At 57.1% G+C, this 22,532-nt stretch carries 21 protein-coding genes; 13 read left to right on the forward strand and 8 right to left on the reverse strand.

The window, feature by feature from the left end; all coding sequences use genetic code 11:
* Window positions 1-11: 11 nt before the first annotated feature.
* On the forward strand, window positions 12-758 hold the full coding sequence (locus tag AC2TEM_RS11485; protein ID WP_170392183.1) for a YbaY family lipoprotein: 747 nt from the start codon (window positions 12-14) through the stop codon (window positions 756-758).
* Here the strand turns inward: AC2TEM_RS11485 and AC2TEM_RS11490 are convergent, their stop codons facing one another.
* From AC2TEM_RS11490 to AC2TEM_RS11505, 4 genes are all read right to left on the reverse strand, one after another.
* The gene (locus AC2TEM_RS11490) at window positions 759-2,420 is read right to left on the reverse strand and encodes an FAD-binding dehydrogenase (RefSeq protein WP_170392181.1); all 1,662 of its coding nucleotides are present in this window, start codon (window positions 2,418-2,420) and stop codon (window positions 759-761) included.
* 11 nt (window positions 2,421-2,431) lie between these two features.
* A complete protein-coding gene (locus AC2TEM_RS11495; RefSeq protein WP_170392179.1) occupies window positions 2,432-3,289 on the reverse strand; it encodes a bile acid:sodium symporter family protein in 858 nt (285 codons plus the stop codon).
* Between the two features lie 72 nt (window positions 3,290-3,361).
* Window positions 3,362-4,096 carry a glutamine amidotransferase gene (locus tag AC2TEM_RS11500; protein ID WP_170392177.1) on the reverse strand — a complete coding sequence of 245 codons (735 nt, stop codon included), beginning with the start codon at window positions 4,094-4,096 and terminating at the stop codon, window positions 3,362-3,364.
* Window positions 4,097-4,112: 16 nt separating this feature from the next.
* Complete coding sequence (locus AC2TEM_RS11505) at window positions 4,113-5,885, reverse strand: SLC13 family permease (protein ID WP_480856194.1); 1,773 nt, start codon at window positions 5,883-5,885, stop codon at window positions 4,113-4,115.
* 110 nt (window positions 5,886-5,995) lie between these two features.
* Between AC2TEM_RS11505 and AC2TEM_RS11510 the strand changes: the two genes are divergently transcribed.
* Complete coding sequence (locus tag AC2TEM_RS11510; RefSeq protein ID WP_170392173.1) at window positions 5,996-6,736, forward strand: YebC/PmpR family DNA-binding transcriptional regulator; 741 nt, start codon at window positions 5,996-5,998, stop codon at window positions 6,734-6,736.
* Between the two features lie 172 nt (window positions 6,737-6,908).
* Complete coding sequence (locus tag AC2TEM_RS11515; protein WP_170420736.1) at window positions 6,909-8,183, forward strand: MFS transporter; 1,275 nt, start codon at window positions 6,909-6,911, stop codon at window positions 8,181-8,183.
* Here the strand turns inward: AC2TEM_RS11515 and AC2TEM_RS11520 are convergent.
* Window positions 8,180-9,073: a LysR family transcriptional regulator ArgP gene (locus AC2TEM_RS11520; RefSeq protein ID WP_170420738.1), complete on the reverse strand. Its 894-nt coding sequence runs from the start codon at window positions 9,071-9,073 to the stop codon at window positions 8,180-8,182. The two genes, AC2TEM_RS11515 and AC2TEM_RS11520, sit on opposite strands and share 4 nt — an antisense overlap.
* Before the next feature lie 84 nt (window positions 9,074-9,157).
* On the opposite strand from AC2TEM_RS11520, the gene AC2TEM_RS11525 reads away from it, so the two are divergent.
* The 6 genes from AC2TEM_RS11525 to AC2TEM_RS11550 all read left to right on the forward strand — a co-directional run bounded on the left by AC2TEM_RS11525 (window position 9,158) and on the right by AC2TEM_RS11550 (window position 14,985).
* Entirely contained in the window at window positions 9,158-9,757 is a 600-nt protein-coding gene (locus AC2TEM_RS11525) for a LysE/ArgO family amino acid transporter (RefSeq protein WP_170420740.1), read from the forward strand.
* Window positions 9,758-9,797: 40 nt separating this feature from the next.
* Entirely contained in the window at window positions 9,798-10,730 is a 933-nt protein-coding gene (locus AC2TEM_RS11530) for a DMT family transporter (protein WP_170420742.1), read from the forward strand.
* Window positions 10,731-10,787: 57 nt separating this feature from the next.
* Window positions 10,788-11,360 (forward strand): choline-binding transcriptional repressor BetI, encoded by a 573-nt coding sequence (gene betI, locus AC2TEM_RS11535; RefSeq protein ID WP_170392164.1) that lies wholly within the window; start codon window positions 10,788-10,790, stop codon window positions 11,358-11,360.
* Window positions 11,357-12,865, forward strand: a complete 1,509-nt coding sequence (gene betC, locus AC2TEM_RS11540) for a choline-sulfatase (protein ID WP_170401539.1) — start codon at window positions 11,357-11,359, stop codon at window positions 12,863-12,865. Before betI ends, betC begins: the two co-directional genes overlap by 4 nt.
* 88 nt (window positions 12,866-12,953) lie before the next feature.
* The gene (betA, locus tag AC2TEM_RS11545; RefSeq protein ID WP_170420744.1) at window positions 12,954-14,612 is read left to right on the forward strand and encodes a choline dehydrogenase; all 1,659 of its coding nucleotides are present in this window, start codon (window positions 12,954-12,956) and stop codon (window positions 14,610-14,612) included.
* Window positions 14,613-14,745: 133 nt separating this feature from the next.
* Window positions 14,746-14,985: an HP1242/YdcH family protein gene (locus AC2TEM_RS11550; protein WP_170392158.1), complete on the forward strand. Its 240-nt coding sequence runs from the start codon at window positions 14,746-14,748 to the stop codon at window positions 14,983-14,985.
* A gap of 56 nt (window positions 14,986-15,041) precedes the next feature.
* Here the strand turns inward: AC2TEM_RS11550 and AC2TEM_RS11555 are convergent, their stop codons facing one another.
* Together AC2TEM_RS11555 and AC2TEM_RS11560 are read right to left on the reverse strand one after the other, a co-directional pair.
* Window positions 15,042-16,442, reverse strand: a complete 1,401-nt coding sequence (locus AC2TEM_RS11555) for a helix-turn-helix transcriptional regulator (protein WP_170392156.1) — start codon at window positions 16,440-16,442, stop codon at window positions 15,042-15,044.
* Window positions 16,443-16,506: 64 nt separating this feature from the next.
* Window positions 16,507-17,712 (reverse strand): multidrug effflux MFS transporter, encoded by a 1,206-nt coding sequence (locus tag AC2TEM_RS11560; protein WP_170420747.1) that lies wholly within the window; start codon window positions 17,710-17,712, stop codon window positions 16,507-16,509.
* Window positions 17,713-17,893: 181 nt separating this feature from the next.
* Here AC2TEM_RS11560 and AC2TEM_RS11565 point away from each other — a divergent pair, with 181 nt between their 5' ends.
* The 3 genes from AC2TEM_RS11565 (at window position 17,894) to AC2TEM_RS11575 (ending at window position 20,424) form a co-directional block, all read left to right on the forward strand.
* The gene (locus AC2TEM_RS11565) at window positions 17,894-19,426 is read left to right on the forward strand and encodes an acyl-CoA carboxylase subunit beta (RefSeq protein WP_170392153.1); all 1,533 of its coding nucleotides are present in this window, start codon (window positions 17,894-17,896) and stop codon (window positions 19,424-19,426) included.
* Between the two features lie 28 nt (window positions 19,427-19,454).
* Window positions 19,455-19,934 carry a DUF6497 family protein gene (locus tag AC2TEM_RS11570; RefSeq protein WP_480614831.1) on the forward strand — a complete coding sequence of 160 codons (480 nt, stop codon included), beginning with the start codon at window positions 19,455-19,457 and terminating at the stop codon, window positions 19,932-19,934.
* Window positions 19,935-20,070: 136 nt separating this feature from the next.
* The gene (locus tag AC2TEM_RS11575) at window positions 20,071-20,424 is read left to right on the forward strand and encodes a hypothetical protein (RefSeq protein ID WP_170392151.1); all 354 of its coding nucleotides are present in this window, start codon (window positions 20,071-20,073) and stop codon (window positions 20,422-20,424) included.
* Between the two features lie 86 nt (window positions 20,425-20,510).
* On the opposite strand, the gene AC2TEM_RS11580 is transcribed toward AC2TEM_RS11575, so the two are convergent.
* A complete protein-coding gene (locus AC2TEM_RS11580) occupies window positions 20,511-21,662 on the reverse strand; it encodes a DcaP family trimeric outer membrane transporter (protein ID WP_170392149.1) in 1,152 nt (383 codons plus the stop codon).
* A gap of 650 nt (window positions 21,663-22,312) precedes the next feature.
* On the opposite strand from AC2TEM_RS11580, the gene AC2TEM_RS11585 reads away from it, so the two are divergent.
* Window positions 22,313-22,516 (forward strand): hypothetical protein, encoded by a 204-nt coding sequence (locus tag AC2TEM_RS11585; RefSeq protein ID WP_170392147.1) that lies wholly within the window; start codon window positions 22,313-22,315, stop codon window positions 22,514-22,516.
* Window positions 22,517-22,532 lie beyond the last annotated feature (16 nt).

A 22,532-nucleotide genomic window follows, 5' to 3' on the forward strand; every position in this document is an offset into this window, starting at 1 on the left:
AGGATGGGATCATGCCTTTTCCAAAACTCGGGCAGGCCATTGTGGCCGGAGCAATCGTATTGGCCTTGCTGGGCAGCCAAAGCTCGGCAGGAACAGTCACTGGCACGGCAACCTACCGTGAACGGATCGCCCTGCCACCGGATGCGACGCTATTTGTCGAATTGCAGGATATCTCTCGGGCCGATGCGGCAGCGGTCACGCTGGCGGCGCAACGCTATGCGTTGAACGGAGTGCCCTCGGAATTTGAGCTGACTTTTGATGACGCGCTGATCCGCGAGGGTATGACCTATGCAGTACGCGGATCGATCTATCGCGGGGGTGAGCTGTTGTTTACGACGGATACGGTCCATCCCGTGCTGACCAACGGCGAAGGCAATTCGGCAGATCTTGTGCTGGTGCAGGCCGGTGCTCAGAGCCCCGCGGCCCTGGAAGGGACTGAGTGGACAGCCATCGGTATCGGTGGAACCGTGCTCGACACAAAACGGCCGCCTCAGCTTTCCTTCGCCCAAGGTGGTGCGTTCGGTGGCACGGGCGGTTGCAACCGGTTTTCCGGGCAAGCCGAGATCACCGGCAACAGCCTTGAGTTTCCAGACAATATGGCCGCGACTTTAATGGCGTGCCCGCCAGAGTTGGACGAGGTCGAGGATCAGTTCTTTGCTGCCCTGCAAAACGTGACGAACTATGCCGTTGCCGGCGACAGCATGGTTTTGCTCGATGCTGCAGGTGAGCCGATACTGAAATTCGTGCGCACCCAGTAATCAGGCCACTGCGCGGGACCTTCCTGCGTTGCGACCCGAGAAGATGCAACCGCCCAGAAACGTGCCCTCTAGCGCGTTGTACCCGTGATAGCCGCCGCCGCCAAAGCCCGCGACCTCTCCGGCTGCAAACAAGCCGGGGACGATTTGTCCATTGGCGCCGATCATCTGACTGTCCAGATTGGTCTGCAGCCCGCCCAGTGTCTTGCGGGTCAGTACGTGCAGCTTGACCGCGATTAGCGGGCCGTTTGATGGATCGAGGAACTTGTGCGGTTTGGCCGTCCGGATCAGCTTGTCGCCCCGATAATTGCGTGCCGCAAGGATGGCCATCATCTGGGCGTCTTTGGAAAACGGATTGTCGACCTGAGAATCCCGTGCCTCGATCTGGGTGCGCAGATGCGTCTCGTCTATCAGACCCCCGCCTAATTGGTTCATGCCGCTGACCAATTCAGTCAGCGTGTTGGCGACGACGAAATCCTCGCCCTTTTCCTTGAACGCCTCGACCGGCCCAGTCGCCTTGGTGCCAGACAGGATGCGCTGACGGATCACCTCTTTCCAGCTGCCCGAAGTGAAATCCGGGTTCTGCTCGGACCCCGAAAGTGCAAATTCCTTTTTGATGATCTTCTGGGTCAGAACGAACCAGCTGTATTCATATCCGGTTTTCAGGATCTCTTTCAGCGTTCCCAGCGTATCGAACCCCGGCAGGCAAGGGGGTTGTAGGCGATTGCCGCGCGCATCGAACCACATCGAACTTGGGCCGGGTAGAATACGTATACCGTGCGCGGGCCAGATCGGATCCCAATTGCGCACCCCTTCGGTGTAATGCCACATTCTGTCACCGTTGATGACATGTCCGCCAGCTTTCTCGCTGATCGGGATCATGCGGCCATCGACATGAAACGGAACGCCTGCCACCATATCTTTGGGCGGTTCACCCAGCCGGTCGCGGGGCCAGTTCTGTCTCACCATCTCAAAATTCCCACCGATCCCACCAGAGGTGACAATAATCGAAGGGGCATAGACTTCGAATTCGCCTACTTCGTCCCGGTTGGTCTTGCCACCTCTTTGAATGCCGTCATCGGCCAGGACTTCCCCTGACACGCCTTTGGCAGAACCATTTTGCATAATGATGTGGCTGACTTGGTGACGGAACTTCAATTGGATCAAGCCGGCGTCGACATGCGCGCGGACGCGGCGGATAAAATGCTCAAGTACACCTGGGCCGGTTCCCCAAGTGATGTGAAAGCGCGGGACCGAGTTGCCATGTCCGTCCGCATAAGAACCGCCGCGTTCGGCCCAGCCCACGACGGGAAACCAGCGCAGCCCCATGTCATGCAGCCACGGACGCATTTCACCTGCGGCGAACTCGACATAGGCTTCAGCCCATTTGCGGGGCCAGTTGTCTTCATCGCGGTCAAACTGCGCGCTGCCCATCCAGTCGCGCAGCGCCAGATCGTGGCTGTCGCGGATGCCCATGCGACGTTGCTCGGGGGTGTCGACCATGAACAGGCCGCCGAGGCTCCAAAACGCCTGTCCACCCAGAAAATGCTCGGGCTCCTGATCCAGCACGATCACCCGCTTGCCCCGGTCGCCCAATTCGGCCGCCGCCGAGAGGCCCGCAAGGCCGCCTCCGATCACGATCGCATCTGCGGTGGTATTGGTCATCGGATGTCCTTTCAGCGGCTGCGGAACCAAAGGATGAAGGGGGTTACGACCACATACATCGTGATACCATAAACGGCGGCAGGAACGGCAAGTGGGCTGAAGCCGGTCGTGGTGCCGGTGATCAAAGCTGCCAGCGTAATTCCCATCGCCGAATTCTGAATGCCAGTCTCGACCGAGATCGTTTTCGCCTCACTCCATGTCAGATTGGCGATGCGCGCCAGCCCCAGACCGATCAGCAACAGCGCAACGTTCAACGCGATCAGAGCTGCCCCAATCGAGCTGAGGTTTTGGATGAAGAACTGCCAGTTTCCGGCCAGTGCCGCCGCGACGATCAGCACGAACAGTATCGATGCGAGCGTCGAAAGCGGGCCGTCGACCCGAATGGCGAACCCCCTTGCAAAGTGACGTATGGCGACGCCAATGGCGACTGGAAGGGTCGTGATCAGGAACAGCGCGGTGGCTAATGCGCTGATCGAAACTTTGGGTGCGGCCTCGCCTATGAAATGATCTATGGACCATGCGGCGAGAATGGGGACGGTCACGATGGACAGCAGGCTGATCACCGCTGTCAGGCTGACCGACAGCGCCACATCACCCTTGGCAAATTTTGCGAGGATGTTGCTGGTGACCCCACCGGGGCAAAAGCTTAAAAGCATGACACCCACGGCGATTTCAGCGGGCAGTCCGAACAGAGTGACCGTCGCGAAGGCAGCCAATGGTATCAGCACAACTTGACTGATGGCGCCAATGGCGAAGGGGTACCCCCGCGCCAAAACCCGGCGGAAATCGGCGGCTTCTAGCCCGATCCCCAGTGACAACATGATAATGGCCAGCGAAATGGGCAGGCCAACGTTGATAAGCAGGTCCAAGAACAACTCCTCCCAAAGTCATTCGGGCCAGCCTATGCGAGGGGTCGTAGATCAGGCAACAACGCCGTTGGGTCACCCGTAGCGTTGAGCAAACCGGCGCAGGATTTCACCCGGCTCCGTAACGTCTGCGGCATGGCACATATCGATCAAGCTTTGCGCATCCTCTGGCGGAAAATAGCCGTGGTCCTTGTAGATGTTGATCCGCTGCTCAAAACCTTTGGCGTCCGCTTCGGGGTGGAATTGGGTGGCATAGACATTCTGCCCCCAGCGGATCATCTGAAACGGGCAGGGGTCAGACGCTACCAGATGAACGCAGCCATCCGGCAGTAACTGTACGGCTTCCTTATGTCCCACAAACGCTTCGAATTTCGGCTTTAGGCCTGCGGTCAAGGGGTCTTGGGCGCCATCCTCTGTCAGACGGCAGTCGGACGGTCCGACCGGTTCGCCAAATTGCCGTTTGCTGACATCTCCGCCCAAATGTACGGCGAGAATACCCAAGCCATAGCAGCAGCCCATGAACGGGTGATCTTTCGCCGTGATCTGGGGCATCAGTCTCATGATCGCGCCTTCGATCTTTGCATCCAGCGCGGATTTGGTGGTCGGATCGTCACTGACGCAGCCGGGACCCCCACCCACGATGACACCAGCGTAATCGACGACATCCAGCCCTTCGGGCAGGTCTTCGCAATCCAGCCGGATGCGATGAGTTTGCGCAGGGCTCAGCCCGGTTTTGTCCAGTATCGAGGCATATTCGGCATCCGATGCATCGGTTTCCGGGCGCAGTTGCAGGATCAGAAAGCGTTTCATAAACAGCCTTTAGCCATCAAAGCGGCCAGAACACAAGGATCGCGGGGATCGAGACCGCGATGATCAGGATTTCCAGCGGCAGCCCCATGCGCCAGTAATCACCAAAACGGTATCCTCCGGGACCAAGCACCAGCGTATTGTTCTTGTGCCCAATGGGCGTCAGAAACGCGGCAGACGCCGCAACGGCCACCGTCATCAGAAACGGATCGGGCGACACCTCAAGCGTGCGCGCCATCTGAATGCCAACCGGGGCGGCGACAATGGCGGTGGCTGTGTTGTTCAACACATCGGACAGGGTCATCGTCACGACCATCAGTACGGTCAGGATTGCCCAGGCGGGCAGGCCGTTGGTCAGCTGAATCAAGGCGTTGGCGATCAACTCGGTTCCGCCCGAGGTTTCAAGCGCGCTGCCCAGTGGGATCATTGACCCCAGCAATACAACCACCGGCCATTCGATGTGGTAGTAGATATCCGCAATCGGCATGATCTTAGTCAGAACATAGGCTACGACCACGAACCCCAGTGCGATCGGCAGATAGATCAGCCCGATACTGGCCGCCAACACGGCAGCCGCAAATAGGCCGATGGCAAGCCAGGCTTTCTCATTCGCGGTTACATTCAAGCCGCGCTCGGCCAAGGGCAGGCAGCCGAGCCACTCAGTGACATCGGGTGCTCGATCGCGCGGGCACAGCAGCAATAAGATGTCGCCGGGCTCGACCTCGGTTTTGCGAACCTGACTGGTGATCCGGCGCCCTTGGCGTGAAATGCCCATCAGGACTGTACTCTGTCGCCAGGCCAGTCCTAACGCCTGTGCAGTTCGCCCAGTGATGCGCGCGCTTTCGGGGACAACGACTTCAACCACTTCCAGCCCTTCGCCTTCGGCAGTCAAAACCTCCTGCCGACGGGCGTCCGAGAAATCCAGATTGAGCGCGGCGCGGAACTCATCCAGCGCTTCGGGGCGTGCTTCCAGAACAAGCGCATCGCCTTCATGCAGGGTTGCGTGGGTTGATCGACCATAGCGTCGCTTTCCGTCCCGGATCAGGCCGATGATAGCGACGTCAGATTTCTCGGCGGCCTCATAGAGCTCACTGACCCGTTTCCCGATATGGGGCGATTCAGGCGGGATCGTCAGTTCGGCGATGTATTCGGCCAAAACTTCCGAGGTTTCTTCCTGCGCGCCGCGATTGGGGAGGAGGCGCCAGCCGATCAGCGCGACGAACGCCAGCCCCGCAATTGCAGCCAACCCGCCCACCGGTGCGAAATCGAACATATGAAACGGTTCGCCCAGCGTTTCGGCCCGGATCGAAGCGATGATGATATTTGGCGGCGTACCGATCAGCGTGGCCATCCCTCCCAGGATCGTCGCAAAGCTGAGCGGCATCAGGCTAAGGCCGACCGGGCGCCCCGCTTTGCGCGCGGTCTGGATATCGACTGGCATCAGTAGCGCCAGCGCCGCGACGTTGTTCATGAAGGCCGACAGGATCGCCCCGATGCCGCCCATTAGCGCGATATGCGCGCCCAATCCGCGCGATGCGTCGACCAGCGTGCGCGTGATCATGAACACTGCACCCGAGCGCACCAGACCGGCAGAAACCACCAGCACCAACGCCACGATGATCGTGGCCGGGTGCCCGAACCCGGCAAAGGCATTGTCAACGGGCACCACACCCAGCGTGACCGCGATCATCAAGGCGGTAAATGCTACAAGGTCATAGCGGAACCGCCCCCAGAGCAGCATTCCGAAAACGGCGATGAAAAGGGAAAAAAGAATGATCTGATCTGTCGTCATACCGCCACCATAGTCACGGGCGAAGACAGGGCAAGCCGCTCTCTTGATCCTTTGCCCCGCAAACGTCTATATGAGCGCCAAACACGCAATCACGATGACGAGGACGCACCATGGCAGGCCATTCCAAATGGGCCAATATCCAACACCGCAAGGGACGTCAGGACGCCGCGCGGTCCAAACTGTTTTCCAAGCTGTCGAAAGAGATCACGGTCGCCGCCAAGATGGGCGACCCCGATCCCGACAAGAACCCGCGCCTGCGTCTGGCGGTGAAAGAGGCCAAGTCGAATTCGGTGCCCAAGGACGTGATCGACCGTGCGATCAAGAAGTCCGTAGCAGGTGAGGGCGATGAATACGAAGAAATCCGGTATGAGGGCTATGGTCCCAACGGTGTGGCCGTGATTGTTGAAACGATGACCGATAATCGGAACCGTACCGCCTCGACTGTTCGTTCGACCTTTTCGAAGAATGGTGGAAACTTGGGTGAAACCGGCTCGGTCGGGTTCATGTTCGACCGCAAGGGCGAAGTTGTATATCAGGCAGACGCAGGCGATGCGGATACGATTTTCGAAGCCGCGATCGAGGCCGGGGCGGAGGATGTCGAAAGCTCGGATGACGGTCACATCATCTGGTGTGCAGATACGGACCTGAACGATGTGTCGAACGCGCTGGAAGAGGCGCTGGGCGAATCCGAATCCACCAAGCTGGTCTGGAAGCCGACAACGACGACCGAGTTGGGTCTGGAAGACATGCAAAAGCTGATGAAGTTGGTGGATGCATTGGAAGACGACGACGACGTTCAGCGCGTGACCACTAACTTCGAAGCGACCGACGAGGTTATGGCGCAGCTCTGATGTACCGGACAAACGCCAGATGAACCAAACCCGGCCCAGCGGCCGGGTTTTTCTGTTGCAGTTGCGCGTCTTACACAAGCCTTGGTCCTGAAGCCTCTTGCGATTAAACTCAGATCATTGAGGCTGAAGGACCTGAAAGGCAACCGTAGGCACATCATGCAGAGCATCGCAAATGGCGAGTAAATCGACTGATCCGGCCCGACGAAATGTCCCGGTTCTGGCTAGCCAAAGTATCCTTTCCCAGGTGGCGTGGACTTTGGGCAGCCCGTCTATCGTATTGCCATTCCTTGCGGTCTCGCTGGAGTTACCGATGTTCCTTGCCGGTGCATTGGTGTCGATCCGCATGGTTGGCAGCATGATCTCGGACGTGTTTTTCGCCCGCTCCATTGCTGCGCAGGCGCGGAAGAAACGCGGGATTGCCCTGACCGAGATCGGAATTGGCGGTTGCCTTCTGATGGCCCTTTTGATCGCGGCTACCGGCAGTGTCTCATTGACGGCCATTGCCTTTGTGATCGCCTTTTTCATGATTGGGCTTATTGAAGAAAGCCAATCCCTGATGCTGTCTGACCTGTTGGGCGATCATCTGAAATCGAAATCCCGGATGGTTATCCGTTATCTCCAATTGGGCGCGGGAGGTCTTTGTGCCATCGGCTTGGTGTTGCTGATACACGAGATCACGAAAGAGTACCCGCCATTCTCGCGGCATTCCGCGGTGATTGCGGCCTCGGTCGTGTTTTTCTTGTTTTCAGCATTATGCATTCTCGGCATGGCCGAGATCGCCCCCGATGAATCCGGTAATGGAAAACCTAAAGGTGCAGGACGTCAATCGCTGCAGAACATCATCTCCGGCATCGTAAGTATGTTCGAACAGCCATGGTTCCGGCGCTATATGGCTCTGCGGCTTCCTTTGGTTGTCGTGTCGCTGTCGGTTCCGTTTTTTGCGCTCATCGCTGCCGAGGCACATCACAACTCGGCCAAGGGTTTGACGGCCATGATCATCTCATCCGCGTCCGGCTATCTGGTCTCGGCACCCTTGTGGCAACTGGTGAACATGAAATCACACCGTACCGTGATGGTCGCGGGCAACTTGTTGGTCGCAGTGACAGGGATCGTTTTGTTGGCGTTCCACTATGCCGGTATCGATCACGAAGTTCACTTGCACGCCATTGCCCTGTTTGTCGTCTCGGTGGCGACAACTGGAATTTCCAGTGCGCGCCAGCTGTATTTTTTAGATGTTGCGCCCAAGGAACAACGTATTCAGGGCGCAGCAGCCATCAAATCCATCTGCAGACTCGCTGCCGTTGCACTGTCTGCAATTTTGGCTGCGGTTGCACATATGCACGAGGTTGCCGCTGCCATCGTGTTTATCGTGCTGGCCAGCATCTGGGCGGCATTTAGCTGTTACCGCATCGCGAAACCGCAAAAGGCTTCAGAGTCGCAGGCCTAATGTGCCGCCGGTGCGATCAGTTGCTGCGTTGCCGCGCGGCGTACCGCTTGGGTCAAGGGTGCAAGGGCGGGGGCAAGGACGCGCCCGATCTGCCAGGTCAGTTCGATATCGAGCGGCGCATCGGGGATTACTTCGCAGATCTGCCCATTTGCGATCGCTCTTCTTACAAGGCTTTCGGGGTTCATACCCCATCCTAATCCGGCGATTGCCGCGTCAACAAAGGCATTTGTGGACGGCAGAAAGTGAGACGGTGGCGAAAGACGGCTGCCTGTCTGGGCATATATCCAGGATTTCTGCAGATTATCCTTGCGGTTAAAGGTCAAGCAGGGGGCCTGTGCCAGGGATTTGGCGGAAACCCCATCAGAAAACCACCGTTGCATGAAGCCAGGGCTCGCGGTCGGCAAATAGCGCAAAGTGCCCAACGCAATGGCATCGCATCCGGTAATGTTCTGACCACCCACCGTTATCGCCGCACTTACGTCGCCACGCCGCAGCCAGTCAGCCGAATGGTCCTGATCGTCAATTACAAGGTCGAACAGTATGTCTTCGGCGCGCGCCATCGCGTCGATAAACCATGTGGCCAGACTGTCAGCCGGTAGCGCGACGCGAACCCGTACCGGACCTTCACGCTGATCCAAAGTCAGCTCTCGCGCCAGCTTTGCCTCCAACAGACCGATATCTTCGGCATGACGGGCGATCCGCAGACCCGCCGGAGTGCCGGTGCATGGGGTGCCGCGATGAATGAGGGCCGCACCAACACGATCCTCCAACGCCTTGATCCTCTGCGAAATAGCCGACGGGGTGACGGATAGCTCTGCGGCTGCGGCCTCAAAGCTGCCGTGTCGCAAGATCGCCGCCAATGCTGATAGCTGATGAGGGTCGAGGAGCATTAGAGTTACTTAATCTGGGTAATCATCATTAATTTGATAGATTCACACTGGCCATGTAGTCAACGAGCATCGACAGGAGGCTGCATGTTCCCATCAATGATTGCCGGGTTTGCCCTGAGTTTTAGCCTTATATTGGCGATAGGCGCTCAGAACGCCTTTGTTCTGCGCCAAGGCCTGCGGCGCGAGCACGTCTTTGCACTGTGCCTGACCTGCGCAGTGTCTGACGCGATACTGATCGGGGCGGGTGTTGCAGGGTTCGGCACCCTGGCTCAGGCCGCGCCATGGTTTGAAACGGTGATGCGCTATGGTGGGGCGGTGTTTCTGATTTGGTACGCCCTACGAAGTTTTGGGTCTGCCTGGCAAGGTGGGGCGGTGATGGATACCGCAACAGGGCAGCGCACCAGCCTGCGTGCGGCCATGCTGACCGTGCTGGCCTTCACTTGGCTCAACCCCCATGTATATCTGGATACGGTCGTATTGATCGGGTCGATATCGGCCCAATATTCAGATCGCATGGGGTTTGCGATAGGGGCGATGACTTCGAGTTTCGTTTTCTTCTTTTCGCTCGGCTACGGTGCCAGAGTGCTTTCACCGATTTTTGCCCGCCCGCGCGCATGGCAGATTCTTGATTTTATCATCGGAATCGTGATGCTTATGATCGCGTTGAAACTTGTTATCATGTGAAGGGTTGTCCCGGATCAGAATTCGGTGTTCAACCGTTTGTATGACCTCACCTAATGATCAGCACCGCCCGCTTGTTGGCATGTTTTGGATGCTTGCGGCCGGGCTGTCCTTTGTGGGCATGAATGCGCTGGTGAAGGTTCTGGGAACCAGCATGAACCCCATTCAAGCGGCATTCTTGCGCTATGTCCTGGGTCTGGTGTTTCTTTTGCCCGCAATCCGGGCGATCCTCGGAACTCCATTGACCCCGCGCAATCTAACGCTGTTTGGACTACGCGGAATGGTCCACGCCATCGCCGTCATGCTTTGGTTTTTTGCGATGACGCGCATCCCCCTCGCCGAGGTGACCGCGATGAATTACATGACACCTATCTACGTCACGGTGGGTGCGGCACTGTTCTTGGGTGAAAAGCTAGCTTTTCGTCGTATCGCCGCGATTGGTGTTGCTGTGATTGGAGTAGTGATCATCCTGCGCCCGGGCTTTCGCGAGATTTTGCCCGGTCACATAGCGATGCTGGCGGCTGCACTAGCGCTTGGTGGTTCCTATCTGCTGGCCAAAGTCATGGTCCGTGATATCCGTCCCTCAGCCGTTGTTGCCCATCTTTCGATATGGGTCACCATCGCGCTTATCCCTTTCGCCGTCGCGGTTTGGGAGCCGCCCAGCCTGCGCGATCTTGGTATACTTTTCATCGTCGCCAGCTTTGCGACTGCGGGACACTATTTCATGACGCTTGCATTGCAGGCTGCCCCGGTGGCCGTGACCCAGCCGGTGACGTTCCTGCAGCTGATCTGGGCCACTTTGCTCGGCGCTTTGGCCTTCCATGAACGCATCGACATCTGGGTAATTGCAGGAGGCACTCTGATCCTGGCTGCCGTCAGCTTCATCACCTGGCGTGAAGCCGTGCTGAGCCGTGGCGGCACACCGCCGCAAGGTTCTGAGACCCCACCGGCGAAACCAAGAACCGTTATTGATTGACGAGTCAATAAAAACCGCTTAGCCTTCCTTGCACTCAGGTATGGCGAAGAGGCGAAGATGCCAAAACTCGGAATGGAGCCGATCCGGCGGGACGCGATCGTCAAGGCGACGATCGCCGAGCTTGGCGCGCAAAAATCCCTTGATGTCACCGTTAGCCAGATCGCCAAACGCGCAGGTATGTCCAGTGCATTGGCGCATCATTACTTTGGGGGCAAAGAACAGATATTCCTAGCCGCGATGCGGCGTATCCTGACGGATTTTGGATCTGAAGCGCGCGCACAACTCAGTACGGCAGATCCGGAAGAGCGCGCACAGGCCATCATTCGCGCCTGTTTCGCGCCATCATGTTTCACACCGGATGTTATCGCAGCTTGGATGACTTTTTATGTTTTGGCGCAAACCAACGATGATGCGCTGAGGCTCTGGCAAATCTATCAGGCACGCATCCGCTCGAACCTGATCCATGCGTTGCGCCCACATATGAGTGACCCGAGCGAGGCTGCCGAAGGTATGATCGCGCTGATCGATGGTTTGTACATCCACTCTGCACTGAATTCCCCACAAGAGCCGCAGCGGGCAGTCACCCATGCGCTGCGGGTACTGAGAGTTTTCCTAGAGGCCGAAAAATGACAAAGCCGAATATTCTGATCCTGATGGTGGATCAGCTCAACGGGACCCTCTTCCCCGACGGTCCTGCAGAATGGTTGCATGCGCCGAACCTGAAGAAGCTGGCGGCAAGATCAACGCGTTTCGCAAATGCCTACACTGCCTCGCCGCTCTGTGCTCCGGGACGTGCGAGCTTTATGTCGGGTCAACTGCCATCGCGCACTGGCGTCTATGACAACGCCGCCGAGTTCAGCAGCGATATCCCGACCTATGCCCACCACCTTCGTCGTGCAGGATATTACACCTGCTTGTCCGGCAAGATGCACTTTGTTGGCCCAGACCAGTTGCACGGGTTCGAAGATCGTCTGACCACTGATATCTACCCGGCAGATTTCGGTTGGACGCCGGATTATCGTAAACCCGGTGAGCGCATCGACTGGTGGTATCACAATATGGGCTCGGTCACTGGGGCAGGCATTGCCGAGATTTCCAACCAGATGGAATATGATGACGAGGTCGCTTATAACGCCAAGGCCAAGCTATATGACCTTGCACGCGGCAAGGATGATCGCCCCTGGTGTGTGACCGTCAGCTTCACGCACCCACACGATCCTTACGTGGCGCGACGCAAGTACTGGGATCTGTATAAAGATTGTGAGCATCTTGAGCCACAGATCGCGGATCTGGGATATGACAATCAGGACCCGCATTCCAAACGTATTTTCGATGCCAATGACTGGCGCAGCTTCGACATAACGACCGAGGATATTCGCAAATCCCGTCGCGCCTATTTCGCCAATATCTCATATCTGGATGACAAGATCGGTGAGATACTGGAGGTTCTGGAAACGACGCGTCAAGAGGCGATCATACTGTTCGTGTCCGACCACGGCGACATGCTGGGTGAGCGCGGGTTGTGGTTCAAGATGACTTTCTTCGAAGGCTCTTCCCGCGTGCCGCTCATGATTTCGGCCCCCGATCTTCCAGTTGGTCGCATCGATACACCAGTTTCGACGATCGACGTGACACCGACGCTTGGTACGTTGGCGGGCGTCGATATGGCTGAAATCTCACCTTGGACGGATGGTGAGGACCTTGTTCCGTTGGCAAAGGGCACAGACCGAACCGCGCCGGTTGCAATGGAATATGCCGCCGAGGCCTCATACGCTCCTTTAGTCTCTTTGCGTTATGGCAAGTGGAAATACAATCGCTGTACGTTGGACCCCGATCAACTGTTCGATCTCGAGGCTGATCCGCATGAGATGGAAAATCTCGCTGGCCTGCCCGAACATGCAGGCACCTTGCAAACACTGCGTGCTAAATCCGAGGCGCGATGGGATTTGGATCGCTTTGACGCCGATGTGAGGGCCAGCCAAGCCCGGCGCTGGGTGGTTTATGAGGCACTGCGGCAGGGTGGCTATTATCCTTGGGATTATCAGCCTCTTCAGAAAGCGTCTGAACGGTACATGCGCAATCATATGGACCTGAACGATGTCGAGGATAGCCAGCGTTATCCGCGTGGCGAGTAATCCTTTACATTTTTGAAATTGCACCCGTCGGAAGTGCAGAGATTTTTCGTCGAAAAATCTTGCCCCGAAGGTGAACGGAGACACGAATATGGAAGCAGATTTTGTCATTGTTGGCGCCGGTTCTGCTGGTTGCGCGATGGCTTACCGTCTGAGTGAGGCCGGAGCCTCGGTTCTGGTGATCGAGCATGGCGGCACAGACGCCGGACCCTTCATCCAAATGCCTGCCGCCCTAAGCTATCCGATGAATATGTCGCGATATGACTGGGGCTACAAATCCGAACCCGAACCACATCTGAACAATCGTCAACTTGCTTGCCCTCGGGGCAAGGTGATCGGAGGGTCTTCTTCGATCAATGGCATGGTCTATGTGCGCGGTCACGCGCGAGATTTTGACACCTGGGCCGAGATGGGCGCAGATGGATGGTCTTACGCAGATGTGCTGCCGTACTACAAACGCATGGAAACCTGGCATGATGGTGGTCATGGCGGTGATCACACCTGGAGAGGCACGGATGGACCTCTGCACGTGTCGCGAGGGCCTCGTGAAAATCCGCTGTTTAAGGCGTTCGTCGATGCAGGTCAGCAGGCTGGATATGAGGTCACTGGCGACTACAACGGTGAGAAACAAGAAGGTTTTGGGCCGATGGAGCAGACCGTCTGGAAAGGACGGCGCTGGTCGGCGGCGAATGCGTACCTTAGGCCAGCGCTCAAGCGGCAAAACTGCGAAATCATCCGGGGTCTTGCGGCGCGCGTGATTATTGAATCCGGGCGCGCATCCGGGGTCGAATTGATCCGGGGTGGCAAACGGGAAGTGATCACAGCGCGGCGCGAGGTTGTATTGGCGGCTTCGTCCATCAATTCGCCTAAGTTGCTGATGCTTTCGGGGGTTGGACCTGCGGCGCACCTGGCTGAGCACGGTATCAAAGTGGTCGCCGACCGCCCTGGCGTCGGCGCCAATCTGCAGGATCACCTAGAACTTTATATCCAACAGGCCTCGATCCAGCCGATCACGCTATACAAGCATTGGAACCTGATCAGTAAGGGGATGATCGGGGCGCAATGGTTGTTTACCAAAACCGGCCTTGGCGCATCGAACCAGTTTGAAAGCGCCGCCTTTGTGCGTTCGAAACCGGGTGTGGAATATCCTGACATACAATATCATTTTCTGCCGATGGCGGTTCGCTATGACGGGCAGGCGGCAGCCGAAGGGCACGGATTCCAGGCGCATGTGGGGCCAATGCGGTCGCCCTCGCGCGGCGCTGTGACTCTGCGATCCGCCAAAGCCGAAGACGCGCCGGTGATCCGGTTCAACTACATGAGCCATGATTCGGATTGGGAAGACTTCAGAACCTGCATTCGCTTGACCCGAGAGATCTTTGGACAGCAGGCGTTCAAACCCTTTGCCGGTAAAGAGATCCAACCGGGGGCGGAGGTTCAGTCGGACGATGAGCTAGATGCCTTTATCGCCGAGCATGCCGAAAGCGCCTATCACCCTTGCGGGACTTGCCGCATGGGCCGCGCGGATGACAAGGATGCCGTTGTCGACCCGCAAGGGCGTGTGATTGGGGCGGATGGATTGCGCGTCGCCGATAGCTCGATTTTCCCGCAAATCACCAATGGCAATCTGAACGCGCCGTCGATCATGGTGGGTGAAAAGATGTCGGACCATTTGCTGCAGAAAGACCCTCTGCCCAAAGCGAACGACCAGCCCTGGATAAGTCCGAGATGGGCAACGGCACAGCGCTGACACATCCAAAACCCACGGCGTGCATTTATCCTGAAAGCTTGTTGATTGCGCTCAGAATTTGATCGGCGTCAAAGCGGAGTGCGACAGTCATGTTTAGCCTTGGGATGTAACGCTGAAACAAGGAGCCAACTGGATGTCTCATACCCCGCATGAACTGGCTGAAGAGTTCCCCGACAAGCTCGAAGTGATGAGCCAGCTCAAGCAAACGGATGCGCATTTTGCCCGACTTGCGGATGAGTATCATGAGGTCAACCGCACCGTGCATCGGGCTGAAACCAATGTTGAGCCGATGGAGGAATTGGCCGAGGTTGATTTGCGCAAGAAACGCGCGGCGCTCAAGGACGAGATCTGGGCGATCTTGTCAAAAAGCTAAGGATTAGGCGGGGGCTCTGCCCCCGGACTCGCAGGATATATATGGCCAGATGAAGATCAGGTGACCTCATAAGGCAGGGTGCCGCGGCTATGGGCGTCGATGGTCAGGCGGCGCTCTAACGGTGGGACTGATCTTTGGTGGCAGGTTTGGCGCTCGCATATGCGACAGGATATGCCGATGGGCTCGTAGGCGCTCGCATTGTTTATGTCGAGATTATCGGCGTAGACCAATGCTTCGGCATGACGAACCTCACATCCCAAAGCGATGGCGTAGCGGCGGACAGGAGCACCGAACGAGCCTCCGGATTTTGAAACATCACGAGCCAATGAGATATAGCGGACGCCATCCGGTGTCTCGGCTAGCTGTTGCAGGAAATGACCCGGGGTCTCGAATGCCCGGTGGACATTCCAGAGTGGGCAGGCACCGCCGAAACGGGCAAATTGCAAGCGCGTAGCTGAATGGCGTTTGGTGATCGTTCCGGCTTGATCGACACGGACAAAAAAGAACGGAATCCCCTTTGCGCCGGGGCGCTGTAGCGTGGATAGGCGGTGCGCCACCTGTTCAATCGACGCCCCGAACCGGTTGCTAAGCAGCTCCAAATCATGCCGATAGTCTTGCGCTGCGGACAGGAAAGCGCCGTAAGGCATCAGCGAAGCCCCGGCAAAATAGTTGGCGAGGCCAATTTTGGCGATGGCGCGGGCCTCATCGCTTTGGAAACGGGCGAAATCTAGCGTTGCTTCAAGCAGCTTATCCTGACTGATCAACGCCACCTGCAGCAATAGTTGGAAGACCTGCGTTTGTGGTGCGGCGCGCGAGGAAAGGCGCAGGGTTTTGTCACCAGCATTGTAGCTGCGTAAGGTTTCTGTGTCGGCAAAAGTGACGTGAATGCCGCGTTCTGACAGGCTGTTCAGGGCGACTTGTCGAATATCGCTGGTTTCATCGGCACGGCTGGCGAAGCGTTCGGCGGCGCGGTCAACGGCGTCAATATAATTGTCGCAGTAGTGAAAGAAATCGCGCACCTCTTCCCATGGGCTGGCCTGAATACGGGCATCCTCGCGGCCCAATGCCTCGTCGAGCGAGGCGAGGCGTTCATGGGTCTGGCGATAGGCGCGGTGTAACTCGATGAACGCGCGTGCAAGCGCGGGCGCATTTGAAGCGGTGAGCCTGAGATCAGCCAGAGGGGGCGCCGTTTCGGCGAACACCGGATCGGCCAGTGCTTCGCGCATATCCGAAACCAATCGTTCGCTATCCCCTGTGCTGAGTTCGGTCACATCCATACCAAACTCTTGCGCCAGTGCCAGAACAACGGTCGTCGAAATCGGCCGGTTGTTATTCTCCATCTGGTTCAAATAGGGCAGTGAAACGCCCAGTTTTGCGGCGAAATCCTTCTGCGTGAGGGTCAGGCGTGTGCGCATTTCGCGCAGCTTGGCGCCAGCGTATAATTTCTGAGTGGCCATGGCGGTTCTTTGCAGCTTTACTGAATCTGCAGGCTAACTTTGCAAACCCTGTCGCGCAAGCCGTCTACAGACCCAATTGCCGTTCGCGCCAGATAACAACGCTGATTGCGCAGATTGCCAGGGCGGCGGTTGCCAGCATCAGCCAAAGCAGAGGCATCGCGCCTGTCTCATGCGTCAGCAATGCGCCCGCCAATGCGCTGAGTGCCGCGCCGCCGCCCAACATGATCGCACCGCTCAAACCAGAGGCAGTAGCCGCCAGATGCGGGCGGACCGAAAGCGATCCGGCAGTCGCATTCGGGATCGCCATGCCGTTACCCAACCCGACGAAGGTCATCAGGCCAAAGAAGCTGAGCGCCGTTCCCAAATCCACTAGGAACAACAAAGCTGATAGGGCCACGCCAATTGCATTCAGCCAGCATCCCCAGCGCACCATTCGGTTGACGCCGAAGCGAACCGAGAATCGACCGCTGATGAAGTTGCCGAAGAAATAGCCAATCGCAGGCGCACCAAAGTAGATGCCGACCTCGGCGGCTGTCATGCCGAACACTTCGGTCCCGATAAAGGGTGCGCCCCCGAGATAGGCAAAGAACGCACCTGAAGAGAACGCCGAGGACAGGGAATAGCCCCAGAAGCGGGGCGATTTCAGCAGTTCAGGGTATTCGCGAAATTGCTGCATCAGTGTTTTGCCGCTTGCGGCCGCAGTTTCGCCAAAGTCTTGGTAGGTCAGCACCAGCGCCAGCGCCGCAAGAGCGAAAGGCAGCCAGAAATTGGCTTTCCAGCCAAAAGTTTCTTCGAGAAGCCCGCCGACAGCAGGGCCGATCATCGGGACGACTGCCATCCCCATGGTGACATATCCGAGCATCGAAGCAGCCTGGTCCTGTTCGTACATGTCCCGCACAGCCGCACGGCTTAAGACAATACCAACGACAATGACGGCCTGAAACATTCTGAAGGCCAGAAAGGTTTCGACATTTGGGGCGTATATACACCCCAGCGTTGCCAGCAGAAAAAGGGCGAGTCCCCACAGCAGTACAGGCCGACGTCCGGCCTTATCGGCGATGGGTCCTATTAAGATTTGCAGCGCCGCGTTGACCAGAAGATAAAGCGCGATCGAAAGCTGCATCACCTTGTAATCAGTCTGAAAATACGTCGCCATAAAGGGAAGGCTGGGCAGATACAGATTCATGCTCAGCGCCGACAATCCTGACAACAAAACGAGTGTTGCAAGCGTGGGGGGCGTGCGGCTGACAGAGGGTGAACTGAACTGCATGGTTTACCTTTAGACCCTGATCGCGCGAAACGCCATCGGCAGTTTGGCTTGTTGTGTTAATTAACAAATTTGCAGTTATCTCAAATAGTGTTGCCAAATATTTGCAAATTTGCCGAAAACTACTTTGGCCACTGCTCCCAAATCGTTATGGTCGCGCAAATTCTCTTGGGAGACTACCGACATGAAAGACATCCTTTCCGAGCTCGAAGGCCGTCGCAACAACGCGCGATTGGGTGGTGGGCAAAAACGCATCGACTCGCAACACGCCCGCGGAAAGCTGACGGCACGCGAACGGATCGAGTTGCTGGTAGACGAAGGCAGCTTTGAAGAGTTTGACATGTTTGTCAGCCATCGCTGCACTGATTTCGGAATGGAGAAACAAAAGCCTGCTGGTGACGGGGTGGTCACAGGCTGGGGTACAATCAATGGTCGAATGGTCTACGTCTTCAGCCAGGACTTCACCGTATTCGGTGGCTCGCTGTCAGAAACCCATGCGCAGAAGATTTGCAAGATCATGGATATGGCAGTTCAAAACGGAGCGCCGGTGATCGGGATCAACGACTCGGGCGGGGCGCGGATTCAGGAGGGCGTCGCTTCATTGGCCGGATATGCTGAGGTGTTCCAGCGTAACATCATGGCCTCAGGCGTCGTGCCACAGATCAGCGTGATAATGGGGCCGTGTGCAGGTGGTGCGGTTTACAGTCCTGCAATGACCGACTTCATCTTCATGGTCAAAGACACCTCGTACATGTTCGTGACCGGCCCAGACGTTGTGAAGACTGTCACCAATGAGGTCGTGACGGCGGAGGAACTGGGAGGGGCTTCGACCCACACCAAAAAGTCGTCGGTCGCTGATGGCGCGTTTGAAAACGATGTGGAGGCGCTGGCCGAGGTGCGCCGTCTTGTCGACTTCCTTCCGCTCAACAATCGCGAGAAACCGCCGGTTCGTCCGTTTTTTGACAGCCCTGACAGGGTCGAGACATCGCTGGATACGCTGATCCCGGACAATCCGAACACGCCGTACGACATGAAGGAACTGATCACCAAAGTGGCGGATGAGGGTGATTTTTACGAGATTCAGGAAGACTACGCTAAGAACATCATCACCGGTTTTATCCGGCTTGAAGGGCAGACCGTGGGCGTCGTGGCCAACCAACCCATGGTATTGGCAGGATGTTTGGACATCGATAGTTCCCGAAAAGCGGCCCGGTTCGTGCGGTTCTGTGATTGCTTTGAAATCCCGATCCTGACGCTTGTTGATGTTCCGGGCTTTCTGCCGGGCACTTCGCAGGAGTATGGCGGCGTGATCAAGCACGGCGCGAAACTGCTATTTGCTTATGGCGAAGCGACCGTGCCAAAGGTCACCGTAATTACGCGTAAGGCCTACGGTGGCGCGTATGATGTTATGGCCTCCAAACACCTGCGCGGCGATTTCAACTATGCGTGGCCCACGGCTGAGATCGCGGTGATGGGTGCAAAGGGCGCGACCGAAATCATCCACCGCGCCGATCTCGGCGATTCCGATAAGATCGCACAACACACTCAGGACTATGAGGACCGGTTCGCAAATCCCTTCGTTGCGGCCGAGCGCGGCTTCATTGATGAGGTGATCATGCCACAATCGACCCGCCGCCGTGTATCACGTGCATTTGCGAGCCTGCGCGGCAAGCAACTGAAGAACCCTTGGAAAAAGCACGACAATATCCCGCTGTAAATGCCCGCCGAGGAGGCCCGAGCCGTAAATGCCCCGATTGACCGGACATAAGACCGTGCAGGTTGCAACAGCTCTGCACGCTCCCTCGGAGGAAGGAAACCGCCGCTGGCGGATCCGGGGATGCGCCGGGGTTTTTACGTTGCTGGTCGGAGTAGGTTCGGCGCTGGCCTCAAACCTGCTGCCCGTGCCATCGGGTCAACCGGTCGAGCTTAGCGATGTGCTTCTGGACACCAATCCGGGTGAGCTTTGGGTGCGGTTTCGGTTCATTGCACCCAAGATCGGATCGACTGCAGGTCGTATCACATATGATGTCGCCGTAGTCGACATGGAGCATTTGTGTGAAACACTGGCGGTGCCTTACGTGGCCCAGCACGAATTGCAGCCTGCCCGGATCGTGATTTCGTTTTCGGACAGACCGGTGGCGTTCGGCACCTCCGAACCTGACGCAACGCAGTTCTTCGAAGCCTACCGGCTGGATCAATCCCGGTGTATCTGGGAGGGGCTCTGACCATGAACCAACAATGTCACGGTCTCAGAGTGTCCCGATACAGTGATGCAGCTCTGGAGGTTCGCATGATCACTTCAATCCCGCAAGCATGTCCGATGGCCTGCCATATCTGGAACTTGTCCGTTGAGGTTTCGCAATGCTGAAACATCGCGGTTTCCCCGGACGTTTGCCCGGAACAGACTTCCAGTTCACCATTCGGCGGGCCAATCCCAAGGGCGTTACGCCGCTGACCCAGCGAGAACGCTTTCGCGATCGCAAACCCGCCGACAAGCGCGCAGATGTCGCGTTTATCGAGGCGTTATGGGCGCATTTTGGTGATCAGCCCTTTGAGCGGGGCAATCTGGACGCGGGCCGTCTAAGTTGGCTGTTCGGGCGTGAGGTTGTCGCCGCCGAAGACCCGTTTGATCCTGCAAGCTATGATGCTCTGCTGGTGATCAATCTGGACGCCGCGCGCCAATCTTTCCCTGACGTGTTCGACGGAGTGCGCTGATTGTGACCGGGGCTGCCGCACATAACACTCAGGTGATCAGTGACAGTGGAACCCTGTCCGCTAACGGGCAGGGTAGGCTGTTTTCATCAGAAGTTGAGTTGCGCGGCCAACTGGACACGATTGCCGTCGAATGTGTCGCCGGAAATTGTGTCGTTCCGCTCGCCATAGATGTATTCGGCGCTGAGCGTCAGGTTGTCTGTCGCCTTGTAAAAGGCATTGACGTGGATCGTCTCAAGCTCGGTGAACGACAAAGTACCGGTCGATGTAGGCAGGTCGTAGTCTTCCTTGCCATAGGCGATGCCGACGTTCCATTTGGAACTCAGGTCCTGACGGAATTCGATGGTGTAGCCATCAACATCGTTGGCCTGACCCCCGACGACTGCGTCGCCCAAGCCGATCAGGTAGGGGCCAAGTGCCTCGCCGTTGACATAGTTGACCTGGAACAACCCACCTTCCCACGGTCGGATCGAGCCCGACAAAGAGAAACCGGTCTGATCGACCTCGACGTCGCCGGATTGCGCCTTGCCGTAGAGCGCCGAGGCACGAGCGATGTATTTGCCATCGTTGTATTCGACCGAACCAGTCAGCACAGGATCATCCGAATCCGAGCCGCCGACGTTTTCTTCAACGGAAACGGCGAAGGTGGTATTCGATCCGATATTGTTGGTGTAGCGCACCTGCGGTACGCGCGCGAAAGCGATCCCGACCGGCCCGTTAAATTCCACCGAGGTCGGGTAGGTGTCCAGAGGTTGGAAATTGGTCCAGTATTGTCCGATCAGCCATTGTTCTCCAATCCGGATATTGGCGTGACGAATTCGGAATTCGGCGGTTCCGTCCGAGCCGAAGGCATCGACTTCGATCTGGCCCTGAATGTCTCCGATTCCCGAAGGCGTGCTGGTGCGCAGCCCGATACGAGACTGACGGACTGTGGCGCCAAACGTACCATCTGTCTCGGCCGAGGGTTCACCAATCACGTTTACGAATGCGGTGTCGCCCTGATCGTATTCGAAGTCATAGAAGAAGTCGGCTTTGACATAACCGTAGACGTCCAGAGTGGTGTTGCCGATCTGCAGATCCCCAGTGCCAGACCCGGGATTGGAGGATTCCAGCGCTTCGACCCGGGCGCGCAGTGCATCCAGTTCAGCCTGAGTTTGTGCATCTTGCGCCAAGGCTTGCATACCGGTCACGGAAAGCGCGCTGGCAGCAAGCAGGCTAGCATTTTTACCCTTTGTTATCATATGGATAGTTCCTTGTGTACGAGTGTGCAGGGGCACCGTTCCACGCAACTGAATTCTTGGGAAATCACCAAGTTGAGAGAAGATGCTCTCAATTTTTCAAGCAAAAGTGTCGGTAGACATGTGACGTTTCACGCTGCGGTGAAACCGGAATCTAAGTTACTGTCACCGGAAGGATTTTTGCGTGAGTTTGTAGTGATGTTGCGTGAAGTGCCTCGCGCACTGCCTCGCTACAAGTCTTCGATTTGTAACAGGAACGTGACGGATTTCAGACGTAGTCGTCGCTGTCCGGGCGATTACGACGTCGGCGCAAATCTGCGTGGTGCCGCGCTGGATGGGCAGGTTTCAGCCGGAATCTCAGATGGAAACAATAACTGGTTGGCGGCCAGAATTGTGCTGTGCACAGTGATTGGGCCGTGCGGCTCTACTTTGCCTGCGTCGCACAAGCACCTACTATTCCGTACCCCTTCCTTCCGCGGGCAGGCTTGTGTTCCCCACAGAGTTCTGTCCGCGGTTTTCTTTTTGTCAGGTTTGGACAAAAAGCGGCAAAAACCTGCGCAATTCGCAAGTTTGTGGTCCGTGTTATTGCATAACAGGGCGCGAAATCGGCATCTGCTCTCAAAGACTGCAAAAAATCTAGAAGGGCAGAAACCATGCGAATCAAACGAATTTCTCTTGCGTTGGCAACCTGCGCGGGTTTGGCGGCCTGCGGTGGCTCGACCGGCGAACAGGCGATCCTTGGCGGCGGTGCGGGGGCTCTGGGGGCGGCGGTCCTCAGTGCAGATCCGCTGCTTGGGGCGGCAGTCGGGGCTGCGGGCAACGTGCTTTACTGCAAGACCCAGAACAACTGTAACTAAAGCTGAATTTAACGGG

The organism is Ruegeria sp. HKCCD3925, from assembly GCF_057221175.1.